Raw genomic sequence first — 15134 nt, forward strand, 5'->3', positions numbered from 1 at the left:
GCCCCGCCAGCGCCATAGTGCCCCGGCGGTGGCAGCTCCTGCAGTCGCTGAGCCATCACGTCCCGGTACTCCCACACCCTCCTGGTGCAGCGCTCGGTCATGCGAGCGAAGGTGCGTGTCGGCCTGCGGGCGAGGGCACTGCGCGATGGGCGAGGCCACTTCACGGGCGTCGAGGGCGATCACGCACGCGAACGTGTGCCCAGATCGCCACATCCGTTGCCGGACCCGCACACAGAACTGCGAGCGCAGGCGACCGGCCATGGCAGACTCGTTGTGCAGAGACCACGTTTGTGGTCGCTTCACGGCGAAGGAGAGAGACCATGACACCGAACCGCCGCACCACCCGGATGCCCCGCCTGCTGACAGCGGCCGCCGGAACAGCCCTGGCACTGTCACTGAGCGGTTGCGGACTGCTCGGCGGCGGCGATGAGCCCGCCGAGGGCCCGGAGTCCGAAGCCGCTCAGCCCAGTGAGGGAGCATCGGACGCGGGCACGGACTCCTCAGACGAGGGCAGCATGACTCAGACCACTCCGAGCGAATCGACCACTGCCGACCCCGCCGAGGCGGAGCCCACCGATACCGCGTCGACCGACCTGTTCGCTGACGCCGCAAGGACGAAGAATTGGGCCAGTGACGATGCGATGGACGTCGATGACGAGGGCAATGGCATCGTGCCCGCCAGATCGATCGAAGCCGACCTCATCGACCTGTTCGAGAACAAGCTCGAGATGAAGGTCGAGAAGGCCGAGTGCGCGAACGATATGGAGCTGAGCGAGTGGTACGGATTCGAAACCTGCGATATCACGGTCGAGGACGATGAGAGGACCACGGGAGAGAAGACCTATTACGGAACGGTGAAGATCGTCGACCACAAGGACTCCATGATCAAGTACGAACTCGTGTTCCCCGGCATCGATCAGGAGGACTTCGACTTCAAGGACTGATCACCTTCTGAAGGCACGGAGGCGCTCTCCTCCGCGTCCGACCGGCTGTCGGTCGAGTGGGCGAGGAACTGTCTGCGGGGATGGCCGGAGGAACCGGTGACGATGTAACGCCCCGGCACCTCGGCGCCGGTCGATCCGGTCTCCTGCTTGGAGTCGCGGGCCGGTTCGTGCAGCGCCTCCCGGATGATCCGACGCGGATCGTACTGGCGCGGATCGAGAGACTGCCAGTCCTCGACACCCAGCGACTCGGACGCGTTGTCCCGGGCGACGTCGATCTGGGCTCGCAGCAGTCGGGCCAGTTCACCGAGCTTCTGCGCATAGTGGGGCAGCCGACTCGGGCCGAGGACGATCGCTGCGATGATGCCGACGATGACGATCTTCTCGAAGTTCAGGCCGAACATGTCCGGCTCCTTTCCGTGGACGGCAGGTGGATCTCGCCCTCGTCACCGTCGTGCCGGCGATCGTGGACCCAGGCGACGGCGAGCGCTGCGAGGAAGAGCAGGACCATCGGGGCGGCGACGAAGACCATCGAGAGCACGTCTGCGGCCGAGGTCACCAGAGCCGCGAATACGACGATTCCGACGATGCTCACACTCCACGCCTTCGCGATCGTCCGGGCCGAGAGAAGGCCCATGGAGTTGAGCATGACGAGGATGACCGGGAGGACGAACGCGATGCCGGTGGCCAGCACGATCTTGAACACGAAGTCGAAGTAGTAGGAGGCCTGGAGGATGGTGCTGTCCTCGGATGAGGCGAAGGAGGTGAGCACCTCGACCATCCGGGGAAAGACATACAGTCCGGTCAGGCAGCCGGCGAGGTAGAGAGGGATGGCTACGGCGAGGAAGCCGAAGGTGTATTTCCTCTCCCTCGCCGTCAGCCCAGGGGTGAGGAACCCGAAGATCTGCCCCAGCCAGACAGGGCTGGAGAGGATGATCCCCGAATACAGCGCAATCCGCACCTGCAGGTCGAAGGCCCCGGTGACGCTGTCGTAGTTGAGTGAGGCACTGCGGGACTCGGCGATCTCGGTGATCGGGGCACGGAGCACATCCATGACCAGACCGGAGGTGAGATAGCCGATGACAGTGCCGATGAGAAGCGCCACCGCCGCGCGCACCGCCCGGGCCCGGGCCTCCCTCATGTGCGCGGACAGGGGCATCTTCTGCGCGGCGGTGGCTGCGGTCATGATCGGGCCCGCGTGTGCGGCTGAGAATCCGCGCCGTTCTCAGCGGCCCGGACAGTGACGTTCGGGGCGACGTCGACCGAGCTCGGCTCGGAGACCGCCGAGGCTGCCCCGGTGCCGGTGGGTTCTGTGACGATCCGATCGGTCACCGCCTCGTGATAGGTGGGTTCCGGATTCCGATCGTCCGGTCCGCTCGGGCGCTTCTCGGCCGTTTCGTCCTTGAGGATTCGGACCGATTGTCCGAGGCTCTTGGCCAGCGCGGGCAGTTTGGTCGCTCCGAAGACGAGGATGACGATCGCGAGGATGATGAGGGCGTGCCAGCCCGTGAGATTGTGCAGCATGGTCTATGGCCTTTCGAATGGTTGTTCTGCGGTTTCGGCATGTTCAGCGACGACGTGCAGTCGCCGACGCGCCATCGGTGGGCTCCGTCTACTGCTCCGCGGACTCGTCGGGCGGGGTCCCACCCTCCGGACCGGCCCCGCCCTCCGGCGGTTCTCCGCCTTCTCCGCCTCCGCCGCCGGCAGGTGCGGCCCCGTCTGACGGTTCGGTCTCCGTGTCGACGGGAACATCGAGTGAGGCCACGTATCCGGAGTCGGTATCGCCGCTGATCGTCGCGAGCTGGTGTTCACCGCCGTCATCGCCGAAGACATTGTCGTCATCGAGGGTGATGGCCGAGAGGTTCTTCGCCGATCCGTCATAGGCGTCGAGTTCGAACACGGCATTGCACGCATCCTCGGGAAGAGCCATCTGGGAGGTGGCGATCGCGTTCTCGGCGTCGGTGATCGAGTCGACGTCGGGGTAGACCTCGAAGTGGATGTGCGTCCACCTTCCGGTGTAGCAGCCGGGGAAGATCGAGGTGAAAGTGACCTCGCCGTTCGAATCGGCGACCTGAACCCCGCGCAGCCAGGTCGCGTCCTCGGCGCCTTCGGAGTACATCGAGTATCGGCCCTGAGCGTCGCAGTGCCAGGCATAGACTGCCACCCCCTCGAATGGGGCGTTGCCGTTGGCCATGTCGGTGACCTTGAGCGTGAAGGTCAGCGGCACGCCGTCGACGGTGTCGGATCCGTCGATGTTCGACCGAATGTCCGAACGCACGATTCCTGACTGTTCGAGGATGTCCGGGCCGTTGGAACCGTCTGCCGGATACGGTCCGGCGGTCTCGTCGGGGATCTCCGTGACCGAGCCGCTGCTCGAACTCGCTGAACCCGAGGTTCCGGAGCTGCAGGCGGTCAGGGCCGCGGCCCCGACGCCTGCGCCGATGAGTCCCAGGACTCCGCGTCGGCTGAAGAGTGTGCGGAGATCGAATGAAGCGCCCTGATCGACGACTTCCTCGTCCGGGCGGTCGAGGAGTCGGCCTTCGTAGGCGGGGCCTTCGGGGGTCTGGTCTGGTTCGGGTACGCGAGCCATGAGCTGTCCTTCCTTCGCTGGTGTGATGACACCATCGTGGCGACGAGGTCTGGCCCGCGACTGTGGCGTTCCTAGGTTGCCGCTGAGAAAGGCCGGGACGGATGTGCTCCGTCCCACAATCCGAGGATTCTGCAGGCGTGGAATGTCACCCATTTCGATGGCTGACCGGGCCGAACATCGACGTGGAACCGCACGTCGCCACCGAGGCGATGGCCCTGCAGCCACGATCCGTCGTCCTCGCGTTCGCTGCGGATGCTCTCGATCGCGTCGGTCATGCGCAGGTCGGGGGCCACCGCGTCGGCGTGCGCCGCGCGCCGGAAGCAGTCGGCCGCAGGGAGGACACCGTAGAACCACCGCCGAGGGTGGAAGAGCACGAAGACACGATCATCGAAGGGCTCGCCGCTGCTTCGCCGACGGAAGAGGCCCCGAGCGAGGAGGTATTCCTCTCCCCCGCATCGGGCCGTCGCGACCCGCGCAGCGTCTCCGGTGCGGATCTGATAGTCGAGCAGCCCGAGGAGGGCGTTGAGCGTGGAGTGGAAGGAGGAGACCCTCGAGCCGTCGATCCATTCGCAGTTCCAGCCACCGTCATCCTGCTGGTGTTCGAGGAGCCAGTCGACGAGCCCATCGACGTCCGCATCGAGCCAGAGTCCGTTCGACAGGGCCCATGAGTTGATGCAGACATCGACCTCTCCGCCCCAGTACGGAAGGTTCTCGTATTCCCAGCGCACATCGGCGAGCTTCTCTGCGGTGCCGGCGAGCGCCGCGGCGTCGACACCCCATTCGCGCAGGTCGTTGAGCGCCCAGGTGGTGGCTGTCCATGGCTGCGGTGTGTCTTCGGCGAAGGCGAAGTCCGCGGGAAAGTAGGCTCCCCCGGCCCACGCGCCGTCATCGTCCTCCTCATCAAGCAGTTCGCGGCCGAAGCCCTCGTGGGCCACACGGGCGCGGGTGGCCTGCCAGATCTCCGGTGCCGCCCCGAGGAGATCGCGTTCGACCTGCCAGCGCGGGGCGGGGTCGGAGTCGAGCAGCCAGTCGGCAAGCCGTGCGTCGATCATCGTCGATCCTCTGCATCCTGTCTCGCCCCGAACGGGCGGAGACCTTGGGCAGAGGTTACTCCTCTGGCCGGAAGCATGGAAGCGCCGGGAACGAAAGAACTCCCCCACTGGACTGTCCGTCCTGGTGAGGGAGTTGAGTGGTAGCGGGAGGGGGACTCGATCCCCCGACCTCACGATTAGAGGATTCATTCCAGAGGGCACTCACACCGATCTGAACTTTGATGGTGCTCCGTTCGCTGCTGGACAACTGCTCGCCGCCGCGTGGAGTAAAGCTCTCCTTGAACTTCTCGTCGAAGAGGTGGGTTGATGACTGCCAAGCATCTGACGATCCGCACAGTACGCTCGATGCTCACCCGTTCCGGAGTCGACTACTCGGCCTTGGATTTCGCGATCATCGACCGGTCGGGTACACACACAGGTGGAATGTATGAGGGGCAGTACGTTGAGAAGATAGACGTACGAATTACCGGAGAGTCAGCCGCCAGGCGCGAGGCTCGACAGGCGCTCGGAGAACGTGGGCTCTGGCTAACACCCAACGGCGAATACGATGACTGGAGCCGCGGTAGTGCGCCAGCAGCATCACACGCATAGTGCCGTGTCAGTCCCGAGTAGTAACGTAGTCCGTCCAACATCAGCACTCAAGTCAAGGAGAAGCGAACATGGACATCGGAGTCATCGTTGCGCTAGTACTGGCCGGATTTCTGCTTGTCGCAATTCTCGGAGTCGCGCTCAGGCTTGCGTTCTTCGCCTGCGCTGCACTAGCCGTCGCCTCTTTCCTTCAGATCTTCCTGGTCGAACCTTCCGGCCCGCTCTGGCTCGCAGCGATCGGAGGCACGATCGGATTCTTCGTCTTTGGTGCCCTGTCGGCACGATCCCGGTAATCAGACAGCAGTCAAGCCATGCTAAAAACAATCTCACTTCCCCTAATAGAAAGTGAGATTCAATGTCCGTCCGCGATCTATCAAAGCCCCACCAGGCACTCCACGACTCATTCACGTCGTCCTTGTCCAACTATCGTTCGCCTTACACGGTCGAACTGCGGGGGTACTACCTCCAGCGCTTGATGGTCTGGACTCAAGACACCACCAAACACAAGTCCGTCCTCAAACTCACCCTCGAGGATTTCCACGCGTGGCTCTCCAAAGACGTAGGACCCGCGATCTCGACAAAACGCTCGGCCCGTTCCACTCTCAGTGTCTTCTACGAGTGGGCCGAGACCATCGGGAAGATCAAGAAGAATCCCGCACGTAAGCTCCCCACCATGCGTAACAGCATCGGCATCCCCAACCCCTGCCCCATCGATGACATTCAGAGAGCACTCTCACGAGCGACCCGCCCCATCGATGTCCTTATGATCCTCTTCGGAGAACTCCAAGGAATGAGAGCCGGTGAAATCTCCCGCGCACACTCCGACGATGTCATGCTTCCAACGAAGGAGCTAAGAGTCCTCGGCAAGGGAAACAAACAACGCCTCGTCCCACTCCACCCGCTCCTGCAGGATCTGTTGCCGCAGTTCCCGGCGGGCTACTTTTTCCCTTCCGACCGGAACCCCTCAGGACACATGCTGCCCCGATCAATCGGACGACGAATCCGGCATCTACTCGGGTTTCAACCGGGGAGGAACGCCCACTCCCTGCGACACAAGTTCGGCGTTGACGCTCTTGAGCTCAACCCCGATCTCATGGGTCTCCGTGACCTCCTTGGCCACGCGTCAGTCGCCACAACACAGATCTACACCAAGGCCTCAAGCAGCCGCCTGAGAAAGCTCGTCGACGACTTACCAGAGCCGACTGGCCACCGCGACAGAATCCAAGCTCTCCAGCGTCAAGCAATCTCCTAATCACGAGCGTAACGACACCACTCTCATATCCCGCGACAAACACCAACATCGCGTGTGCCCGAACTTCGTGCACAAGTTCACAACTAGACAAAGGAACCGTGATGAGCAAGATTCCCACCCACTACCCCGTCAAGTACAAGTGCGGCCATACCGCCAGCACCGATCTCTCGAAAGTTCCACCGTCGAGGCGAGCACAGGCTGCCAGATCTGACTTCTTCGCAACTAAGGCCGGGAAGAACAACGACGGCATGGTGTGCAAGAAGTGCTTCAACGCCGAACGAGAGAACGACACCGAAGCTTTCCTGAAACAGCTCATGCTCGACACCGAAGCCTTTGAGGCCGAACACGGCCTGCCGGAACTGACCGGCACCGACAAGCAGCTCAGCTCAGGGCTGGTGGAATCGGCGCGAAAGGATCGTTTCACCGTCCTCGACACGATCGCCAACGACAACGAATACGCCGACCAGTTCCCGACTGTGCTCGAAGCAGCGCACTCCCTGACATGGGGCGGCTGGTGGACGAACAATCTCGGCTACAAGACTCGCAAGGACAACGAGTACGGGTCAGAAGAGTTCGTCGAACTCATCATCGACGGAGCCGAAGAAGAAGCGAAACGCGAGCCCTCCGAAAGAGCCGAACCAGAGAACCCCCACGACTGGAACCCCAACGAATCCGAATGACAACCCGAGGTGACCACCATGTCGACCCCAACCGAGGAGGAACCCATGTCCAACATCACCGTGTGGGCAGCCCCGCAATGTGGCAAATGTGAAAGCACGATCAGCTTCTTTAAAGGAGCTGGCTTCCCGCCGAACGTCAAAGACCTCTCTGCACCCGAAAACCTCGACAAGCTCAAGGAGATTAAAGCCGCCGGCCACCGCGAAGCACCCTACGTGGAGACTCCCACCGATTCGTGGTCAGGTCTTCGGCCCGACAAGATTGCCCAGGCTATCGCGGTCGAGAGAACTGCAACACCGTCACCTACAGTCCAGCCGCCTAGTCACTCCCATGATCTGAGCGCATGAAGACGCTCCTTGCCAGCATTGACCACGGCACCCGCCTCGCCACGGCGGTTGTCGTGGTCATTGCTGTAGCCCTCATTCCTCTCACCATTGCCCTGTGGCCGAACCCCAGCAACACCACGGGGATCTCTTACCCGAACGCCGTCCTGTCTGAAGTGTCCTACACCGACTGCGAGAACGTCACCGACGAGGCCCCATGTGGAGACGCCACCGGGACTCTGAACACAGGGCAGCAGGTTGACGTTATGCTCTTCCGCGACGCGTGGCTCTCCCACGTGGACAACGGCGATCGCTCAATCCTGTACGTTTCCGAATCCGGCGACTCTGAAACTGTCTACACGTTCCACTCCCACGACCGCGCTTTGAAGCTCGCCATTTTCACGATCATCATCATCGCACTCGTCCTCCTGGTCGTCGGGGGCAAAGGAATCCGAGCCATCGCCTCTCTTCTGGCTTCAGCCCTGTTCATCTGGGCCTTCCTCATCGGTGGAATTGCCGCAGGCGGATCCCCGCTGCTCTACACCGCCATCAGCATCGTCCTCGTCCTCACCGGCGTGCTGTTCTTCACCCACGGACTGTCGACGAAGACCCTCGCCGCCTGGGGAGGGACCATGTGTGGCGCCGCCACCGCTATGCTCGCAGGCACGCTACTCGCGACGTGGCTCGAACTAGGCCCAGCCGACGAGTCCGCATCCGCGCTGACCTACACCAGCCTCGATATTGACCTCTCGGCACTATCCCTTGCGGCCCTGCTGATCGCGCTCGTCGGAATTCTCAACGATATTGCCGCAGCTCAAGCCTCGACCGTTTTCTCTCATACCGCCGCAGGAACACCCCCGAACTGGCGAACGACTCTACCGACCGTTCTTGCCGTCGGTCGCGACCACTCCGCCTCAGCGATCTATACGATCAGCTTTTCAGTCGTCGGAGCCGGTCTCGCAGCCTTTGTCCTCGCTCATACCTACAATCAACCTCTGTCAGCGTTTCTCCAAACAGACACGGTCGCCACGACTCTCACACAAATGCTCGCTGGCATCATCGGCATCATCGTTACCATGCCAGCCACCACCGTGTTCGCGCTTCTTCTCTCTCGGATCCCAACACGACCAGTTCCGACACCACTCCATACGCATTAACCTTCCTTCCCCTTGACGGCTCCTCACACGGGTGAGGGGCCGTTTTCATGCGCAACGGATCCACGACGGTGACAAACATTCGCCCGAGTTTTCGGGGAACAACTCCCGAAACCAGGATTTCCCTCAAGGCGGAGAAGCATGCACGACACCACAGATACGACCCCTGGCATCGAAGTCGGTGAGACAGCCCCGAACGGCCTGATCGTCACCGCCGAGGTCACTCTCAAAGACCGGTCGAATGTCTCCGTGTCCAAACCCACCCTCGACGCCGCTCTGGCCATCATCCGGCGACGCCACCACAATCGGCAACCGATCATCGAACTAGCTCCCGTTCATGCACGGGACACTGTCTGCTTCCGAGCGGGTCGGTGGCGAGTCACGCCAACCGATCTCGAACTCCTCGACTCGAGAGACGCTGCCCCCACGACATATCAAATCGAGTTCCACAACTTCTCGATCATCACTCCAGGAGAGGGCTCCATCGCCGCGAAATCCTCCTTGGCAACCGTCGTCGCCGCCGCTCAGTCTTTGGCCAACCGCAATGTCGACTCCTTCGAGCTGACCTCCGCACTCCCTGGTTTTCGTGCGTTGGTCCTCGAACCTGAGAGTTTCGACGACACCGTCGAGCTCTCCACCGTCTCCGAGCTGCCGCCCAAGCCGACAAATAGGCCTCGTACCCCTACGCGCATCGGTCGACTCGTCTCCCGTGCCAAGGCCAAGTGGTCCGCGATCAAGCCAGCTACGGCGAAGAAGCCGACATCACGCCCGCAGACCAACACAAAGCGCAGGCTGCCGGATCCGGCCTGGACCAAACGCGCTCCAGTCATCATCACTGTCATGGCTGTGCTCCTCGTCGGCCTCCTCATCCTTGGCCTTTTGCAAATGGGGCCCGCGCGCCAACCAGAACCCGCGTCCTCCCCCACCTGGTTCACACCAGCCCCCGTGGCTCAACCTGCCTACGAGGAGTTCCTCGACGGCTACGACAAGCAGCTCTGGGAACTGCCCGCAGACAAGACCTCAGCACTTGGTTGGTTCAAGGCAGGAGTCGCTTATGTCACTCCCGATAGCGGCGAGCTTGTTCTGGCCAACACACGCAGCGGAGACGAGGTCGGGAAGGCGAAGCTCGACGGCCCGATCAAATACACATCCGAGTTCACCACCGGTGACACCCCCGCGGTCGCAGCGCGTACCGACAAGAAGGTCACTGTCATCACCGGCAAGGGCACGACTCAGACCTGGCCGATCGGGAAAGACCAGAAACTCAATGTCACCGGAACTACGCCGATGATCACGACCAAAGACGGTGATATTCGGGCGCTCCTGGTCGGAGAGAAAGATCCGGTCAAGGTCACCTCCAATCCACAGTTCCTCCCTGTGGCCATTGACGACCACGCACTCGTCCAGGTCGAGTCCGGAAAACCACGGCTCGTAAGTGTGCCCTTCGGGAAGAACAAGGATGATGCCACCACGATCACCTTGGCCGCACCAACCAAGGGCGCAACGTTCGTTCGGCATATCACTGCCGGTCACAGCCTGGCCGTTGCTGAATGGTCAGTCGATGACACCAACTATGTCGTCGTCCACTCACTGACCGACGACGGTGCCGTTTCCGGCGCAGCCGAGGCATCTCCGTCCGGCATGGATTGGAAAGTTGGACGTGGCCTCGAGACGGCCATCATCGGCAACACCGCTTTCAATCTCGACGACGGAACAGTCGCCGCGCAATCCGCCGAGGGCGACTTCACGACCGCCCTCGGACCAGCAGCGATCAGCGAATCCGGCACCGACCGTACCTATTACCTCAACAAGCACACCTATACCGATCCAGATCGTGTCATCGGCTACACCAGCGAAGGCATCGCACTCGTGCGCGGCTCCAACGGTGTCGTCACTGCAAATGAGAAAGGTTCAACCAAATGACACAGCCAACACCCGCAAAGCGGCGAGTCCTTGCGGCCGCCGTGGCCGTCGGTCTTGCAACATCCGGGACGACTCTGGCGACTTCATTGGCCCATGCCGATGAGCCAAGCACCGAGCAACCCGCAGAGACTTCGTCCCCGGCGTCCGAAGCACCCACAACAGAGACTCAGCCCGATCAGCAGCCCGCGGCCGAGCCCTCCACGGCACCGGAGCCTGAAACTCCCGCAAAGGTGGATACCCAACCTGCGAAGGAACCCGAGCCGGCCACGGACGAGGCTGCACCGAAGACGGTGGACACGCAACCTGCGCCGAAACCGGAGACGCCTGCCTCTGAACAGCCGAAAGCCGAACCTCCTGTTGCCAAGAAGCCAAACGAACCGTCCGAAGATGACGCACCTTCGCTGCCCGCCACAGTGCCCACGGCCCCCAAAGACCACGACGACCGAGAAGGTCCGCTAGACAACGAGGTTCCTGTCGATGAGCCCACTGACGAGCCGTCCGATGAACCCACCGATGAACCGTCCGACGAACCCACAGACGAGCCGAGCGAGGATCCTGATTCCCCGGAACCTCCCGAGGAAGATTCCTACGACCCAACGAACCCCGGTGATCGAGAAGAGCCCGACCCAGAGGCGCCCACTCCCCCGCCCGATTCAGAACACCAGTACCCCGTGGACAACTCGGACCCGGTCACCGTTAAGCCTGCCATCCCTCCCGAAGACTACGACCAGGCATCCATTGGTCTCGTCGACCCCAAGACTGGCAAACGCTCACCTGTAGCCAAGGTCGACGGCTACGGCACATTCGTGACGCTGCCCGATGGATCAGTGACCTTCACTCCTGATAAGCCGTTCGAGGGATCCGTCACGATCAAGTACTTCGTCAAAAACAACAACGGCGAGTGGGTGGTCGGCTGGTTCACCGTCCACGGCGGAGGAACGACCCCACCCGGAGACAAGGACGCGATCGCAGACAGCAACGGTGACGAAACCGCTTCCGGCAATGCGAACGCCGATGGAGACGACTCCAACGCTTCGTCTGATGCTGATTCCGATAGTTCTGAAGCCACCAGCCGTGCTGACGGGTCCGACGACGCGGGCGCGACGGCTGCCGACGACAACGGCTCAGCTGCTGGGGCCAACAGTGACCCGGACGATCAGGGTGACAAGACCGGCGATAGCAACGACTCCATTGCGGCTGAGGGCGATCGAGAAGCCGAAGCCAATGCCTCGGGCAAGGAAGCGGCTGCAAACGCTCAAGGTCCGCCTCCGGCTGCCGATAGTGACAGCGACGGAGGAACCTCGGATCCTGCCGCCGACGGAGGTGCTGACGACGCCGGAGCTGACGGCAGTGACAGCGATGAGCCCAAAGCAGGTAACGACGGTGGTGACGATAAGGGCAAAGGCGACGAGGACAAGGACCAGCCGGACATTGCCGATGATTCCAATCTTGAAGATAACGCACCGGACACTCCTGGTGACGTTCCTGAACTGCCGTCCGGCCAGGGAGATGAACATCAGTACCAGCGCCCAGCACCACGCGATGAGACAACCCTCGTCGATGGTGACGACGATGCTCCCGATGATGAGCCCACTGAAAAGTCCACTCCTTCGCCCGATAAGACCGACGAAGTTGTCATCACTGATGGCGGCTCGGCCAAGGCCGGAGAACCCGCCACTCAGGGAGTCAATGGTGCCGCTGTCGGTTTCAGCCTTGGCGCTCTCGTCGCCGTGACGATCGGCGGATTCGTGCTGTTCGCTGTGCTGCGTCGCAAGAAGAACAATCAGTAATCAACCATGATGACCACCGGCCCTGCGCTTTGGGGTCGGTGGTCATTGCCGAAAGGCCCTCGCCATGTTCTCTCTCAAGTCGCTCCTTCCCGGTGCTGCCACCCTTGGTGCAGGCTTCCTCGCGCTCGTCGTCATTGTGCCGATACTCTTCGGACTCATGGCCGCAAGCGGGGCTTGTACACCGGTCAGCGACGATGGCAATGGTGGAGGCGATGTCGGAGATATCGGTGACATTGATCCGACTGAGAAAGCGCACGCGAGAGCCGTCTTCGAAGTACTCTCCGACAAGGGAATGTCGAACACTAACATCGCGGGAATTCTCGGCAACTGGTCGCAGGAATCGGGAGTCGATCCTACTAGTGTGCAGGGCATCACGGATTCTCCCTACAAAATGACCCCGAAGAAGCGCGAGAAGGCCGAATCGTCTTCAGATGGGATCGGTCTGGGGCAATGGACAGGTGATCGCAACAGCAAGCTCAAGGCCTATGGCAAGAAGAAGAGTAAGGATTGGTCGACGGTCGAAGTCCAGTTGACTTTCATGGCTGATCCCAAGGGTGATAACCCTGACGACGTCGCGATCTTCGAAAACATGATCAAGAGAGAACTCGATTCAGTCCCAGCTGCAACGAAACACTTCCATGACAAATGGGAACGGGCCGGAGCTCCAAACATGCCCAATCGGATCAAGCAGGCCGAGAAGTGGTTCGACGAAATGAAAAACTGGAAGTCAGGCGACAAAGCCCAGGCCGCCAGTGTTTCCACGGGAGATGATGAGGCAATCGCCGGTGGCGAGGTCACAGTTCAGAAAAAGAAGCTTCCGCTCGGCAAGGTGAAGCCTCACGTGCAGGAAGCCGCCGAGGTCATCCACGACGAATACGACGGCATCACCGGAGTCGGTGGATACCGATCGGGCAGCACGTCTCGAGATCCGAACGGCCACCCTGCTGGTCTCGCCGTGGACTTCATGGTCCCTTTGAACAAGGACGGCAAGGCACTCGGTGACGACATTGCCAAGTTCGCCATCGACAACCACAAAGCGCTCAACGTTAAATACGTGATCTGGTACCAACGGATCTACAACGTCGAGCGTGCCGATGAGGGGTGGCGCAAGATGCCAGATCGCGGCGGCGACACTCAGAATCACAAAGACCACCCACACGTCTCGTTTCAGGCCGACGCCAAGGGCGACCCCAAGGATGCCGTCGGCAAGGGAGGAAAAGGTGGCGGTGGTAGCGACAACGGTGATGATGGCAAAGCCGACAACGCCACCTGCGAGACCGACGGTGGTGGAGGTTCAGGTGGTGGTGGCGGTGATGTACCCGACGACGGTCGCCACAACCCTGGCCCATGGGGTGGGCACAAGAACGGCGAGATCCCGACCGACAAGCTCAAGAAGATCCCGTGGACGCCCAAGAGCAAGAAAGAGTTCCTGCGCAAGGACGCCACCGAAGCCCTCATCGCGATGAACAAGGCCTACAAGAAAGAGTTCCACACTGACATCGCCATCACCGACGCCTACAGAGACCTCGCGGAGCAGAAGATCCTTTACAAGAGGTACGGACCAGGCCGGGCCGCGGTACCTGGTAAGTCAAACCATGGTTGGGCGTTGGCCGTCGACTACGGGGGCGGCATCAACAAGTTCGGATCTCCGCAGCATAAATGGATGCAGAAGAACGCCAAGAAGTTCGGCTGGGAGCATCCGCCCTGGGCACGTGAGGGGCAAAAGAACAGCGAAGCATGGCACTGGGAGTTCTATGGCAAGGATAAAGAATCCAAAGCCTGAGGAAGTCCGCATGAACACCAGCAGTCATCCTGCAATGTCACGTTGTAACTTGGTGGCTGTGATGGCCGCGGCCGATGTGTGCTGAGCAACACGGAGTTGCCTAGCGGGAGAAAACAGAGAACACATCACTGCGAGCAGGAGAAGAACAATGACCGATCTCACCACATTCTCACGGAGTGAAGCCTGGGCGCTGCGCCGCCTGGTCGACGGAGGGATCCACGACTTCGAAGCACAAGTACACAATAATCCTCGAATGCTCGACCACATCGCCGACGGCCACATGTCGCTCGACGACTACCGCGAAATGCACTCTGGTATCGCCCACAAGCTGCAGGAACACGAAAACGACGGATTCGACTGCCGCCTGTTCAACCGTGACGAGACAATGTTCATCGCCCACCTCGCGCAAGAAGGCAACGACTCAAGCCTCTCCAACACCTCGTATGTTCATGAAGATACTCGCAACTGGTACGCCACCCTCATAGAAAAGGCCGAAGCTATGAACCAAGACCGCCGCTCCACCGATGCCACCACTGCCCCAGACCGCGCCGCATCTGCGCATACCGAACCCATGTACAACCGTGCCACGCTCGCCGCCGCCGGCCACCAGCTCGAAACCGGAGACTGGGACGCCCATCGAAAGCTTGCTCAGATCGCAGTCAAGAGCGGCTACGCCGCTGAAGTGACGCAAGAGTACTGCAACGAAACTGATACTGACACGCCTCTGGAACACAAGATCGAGATCCTCGACCCTGGCGAGGCTGCCCCCTGTAAGGAACCCGGCCTCCGTCTCGAAGAAGAGACTGTGCTCGGCTCAACTATTACAGTCGAACAGTTCACCCCCGAGACCCCGCATGGATTCTTCGGCCCCGTCACTCCACTCGAGGACGCCCCGACTGACCCAGAAGGCCCAGGCAACCCCGTCGCCTCCGACGCACACCTCAGCGCACTCTCCGCACAACCACCCCACCCACAGGCACACAGCACAGGCCCCAGCCTGACCTGATAACTCCACACCACTCTCCACCGCCGCATACTTCCATCAGCCAGAGGCATCATT

14 protein-coding genes and 1 pseudogene are annotated in these 15134 nt (G+C 61.4%); 10 read left to right on the forward strand and 5 right to left on the reverse strand.

Features of this window, described 5'->3' with window-relative positions; all coding sequences use genetic code 11:
• Positions 1 to 320 precede the first annotated feature (320 nt).
• Entirely contained in the window at positions 321 to 944 is a 624-nt protein-coding gene (locus IG171_RS10995; protein ID WP_212127483.1) for a hypothetical protein, read from the forward strand.
• On the opposite strand, the gene IG171_RS11000 is transcribed toward IG171_RS10995, so the two are convergent.
• From IG171_RS11000 to IG171_RS11020, 5 genes and pseudogenes are all read right to left on the reverse strand, one after another.
• Positions 917 to 1345: a twin-arginine translocase TatA/TatE family subunit gene (locus tag IG171_RS11000; protein WP_212127484.1), complete on the reverse strand. Its 429-nt coding sequence runs from the start codon at positions 1343 to 1345 to the stop codon at positions 917 to 919. The genes IG171_RS10995 and IG171_RS11000 overlap by 28 nt on opposite strands.
• Complete coding sequence (gene tatC / locus IG171_RS11005) at positions 1333 to 2127, reverse strand: twin-arginine translocase subunit TatC (RefSeq protein ID WP_249203646.1); 795 nt, start codon at positions 2125 to 2127, stop codon at positions 1333 to 1335. Before tatC ends, IG171_RS11000 begins: the two co-directional genes overlap by 13 nt.
• A 209-nt stretch (positions 2128 to 2336) precedes the next feature.
• A pseudogene (locus tag IG171_RS11010) lies at positions 2337 to 2465 on the reverse strand (twin-arginine translocase TatA/TatE family subunit); the annotation flags it as partial.
• 88 nt (positions 2466 to 2553) lie between these two features.
• Complete coding sequence (locus tag IG171_RS11015) at positions 2554 to 3531, reverse strand: intradiol ring-cleavage dioxygenase (protein WP_212127485.1); 978 nt, start codon at positions 3529 to 3531, stop codon at positions 2554 to 2556.
• 71 nt (positions 3532 to 3602) lie between these two features.
• Complete coding sequence (locus tag IG171_RS11020; protein WP_212127486.1) at positions 3603 to 4583, reverse strand: squalene cyclase; 981 nt, start codon at positions 4581 to 4583, stop codon at positions 3603 to 3605.
• A 659-nt stretch (positions 4584 to 5242) separates the two neighbouring features.
• On the opposite strand from IG171_RS11020, the gene IG171_RS11025 reads away from it, so the two are divergent.
• The 9 genes from IG171_RS11025 to IG171_RS11065 all read left to right on the forward strand — a co-directional run bounded on the left by IG171_RS11025 (position 5243) and on the right by IG171_RS11065 (position 15080).
• Positions 5243 to 5464 carry a hypothetical protein gene (locus tag IG171_RS11025; protein ID WP_212127487.1) on the forward strand — a complete coding sequence of 74 codons (222 nt, stop codon included), beginning with the start codon at positions 5243 to 5245 and terminating at the stop codon, positions 5462 to 5464.
• A 62-nt stretch (positions 5465 to 5526) separates the two neighbouring features.
• Complete coding sequence (locus IG171_RS11030) at positions 5527 to 6423, forward strand: tyrosine-type recombinase/integrase (RefSeq protein WP_212127488.1); 897 nt, start codon at positions 5527 to 5529, stop codon at positions 6421 to 6423.
• A gap of 101 nt (positions 6424 to 6524) precedes the next feature.
• Positions 6525 to 7103, forward strand: coding sequence for a hypothetical protein (locus tag IG171_RS11035; RefSeq protein WP_212127489.1), 579 nt, complete (start codon positions 6525 to 6527; stop codon positions 7101 to 7103).
• A gap of 45 nt (positions 7104 to 7148) precedes the next feature.
• Complete coding sequence (locus tag IG171_RS11040) at positions 7149 to 7448, forward strand: glutaredoxin family protein (protein WP_212127490.1); 300 nt, start codon at positions 7149 to 7151, stop codon at positions 7446 to 7448.
• Positions 7445 to 8581, forward strand: coding sequence for a YibE/F family protein (locus IG171_RS11045; protein ID WP_212127491.1), 1137 nt, complete (start codon positions 7445 to 7447; stop codon positions 8579 to 8581). Before IG171_RS11040 ends, IG171_RS11045 begins: the two co-directional genes overlap by 4 nt.
• Positions 8582 to 8719: 138 nt before the next feature.
• Complete coding sequence (locus tag IG171_RS11050) at positions 8720 to 10501, forward strand: hypothetical protein (RefSeq protein ID WP_212127492.1); 1782 nt, start codon at positions 8720 to 8722, stop codon at positions 10499 to 10501.
• Complete coding sequence (locus IG171_RS11055; RefSeq protein ID WP_212127493.1) at positions 10498 to 12291, forward strand: hypothetical protein; 1794 nt, start codon at positions 10498 to 10500, stop codon at positions 12289 to 12291. Before IG171_RS11050 ends, IG171_RS11055 begins: the two co-directional genes overlap by 4 nt.
• A 64-nt stretch (positions 12292 to 12355) precedes the next feature.
• Complete coding sequence (locus IG171_RS11060) at positions 12356 to 14074, forward strand: phage tail tip lysozyme (RefSeq protein WP_212127494.1); 1719 nt, start codon at positions 12356 to 12358, stop codon at positions 14072 to 14074.
• Positions 14075 to 14222: 148 nt separating this feature from the next.
• On the forward strand, positions 14223 to 15080 hold the full coding sequence (locus tag IG171_RS11065; protein ID WP_212127495.1) for a hypothetical protein: 858 nt from the start codon (positions 14223 to 14225) through the stop codon (positions 15078 to 15080).
• The last annotated feature ends 54 nt before the right edge of the window (positions 15081 to 15134 follow it).

Origin of the sequence: Brevibacterium sp. SMBL_HHYL_HB1 (assembly GCF_018208375.1) — a bacterium.
In the GTDB taxonomy this organism is placed as follows: Bacteria; Actinomycetota; Actinomycetes; order Actinomycetales; family Brevibacteriaceae; genus Brevibacterium; species Brevibacterium intestinavium.

Bases quoted from the DNA above. Each gene is read 5' to 3' on its own strand.
- IG171_RS11055 (WP_212127493.1), top strand. From the start codon at position 10,498: ATGACACAGCCAACACCCGCAAAGCGGCGAGTCCTTGCGGCCGCCGTG.
- IG171_RS11025 (WP_212127487.1), top strand. From the start codon at position 5,243: ATGGACATCGGAGTCATCGTTGCGCTAGTACTGGCCGGATTTCTGCTT.
- IG171_RS11065 (WP_212127495.1), top strand. From the start codon at position 14,223: ATGACCGATCTCACCACATTCTCACGGAGTGAAGCCTGGGCGCTGCGC.
- IG171_RS11050 (WP_212127492.1), top strand. From the start codon at position 8,720: ATGCACGACACCACAGATACGACCCCTGGCATCGAAGTCGGTGAGACA.
- IG171_RS11060 (WP_212127494.1), top strand. From the start codon at position 12,356: ATGTTCTCTCTCAAGTCGCTCCTTCCCGGTGCTGCCACCCTTGGTGCA.
- IG171_RS11035 (WP_212127489.1), top strand. From the start codon at position 6,525: ATGAGCAAGATTCCCACCCACTACCCCGTCAAGTACAAGTGCGGCCAT.
- IG171_RS11015 (WP_212127485.1), bottom strand. From the start codon at position 3,531: ATGGCTCGCGTACCCGAACCAGACCAGACCCCCGAAGGCCCCGCCTAC.
- IG171_RS11040 (WP_212127490.1), top strand. From the start codon at position 7,149: ATGTCCAACATCACCGTGTGGGCAGCCCCGCAATGTGGCAAATGTGAA.
- IG171_RS11020 (WP_212127486.1), bottom strand. From the start codon at position 4,583: ATGATCGACGCACGGCTTGCCGACTGGCTGCTCGACTCCGACCCCGCC.
- IG171_RS11045 (WP_212127491.1), top strand. From the start codon at position 7,445: ATGAAGACGCTCCTTGCCAGCATTGACCACGGCACCCGCCTCGCCACG.
- tatC (WP_249203646.1), bottom strand. From the start codon at position 2,127: ATGACCGCAGCCACCGCCGCGCAGAAGATGCCCCTGTCCGCGCACATG.
- IG171_RS11000 (WP_212127484.1), bottom strand. From the start codon at position 1,345: ATGTTCGGCCTGAACTTCGAGAAGATCGTCATCGTCGGCATCATCGCA.
- IG171_RS11030 (WP_212127488.1), top strand. From the start codon at position 5,527: ATGTCCGTCCGCGATCTATCAAAGCCCCACCAGGCACTCCACGACTCA.
- IG171_RS10995 (WP_212127483.1), top strand. From the start codon at position 321: ATGACACCGAACCGCCGCACCACCCGGATGCCCCGCCTGCTGACAGCG.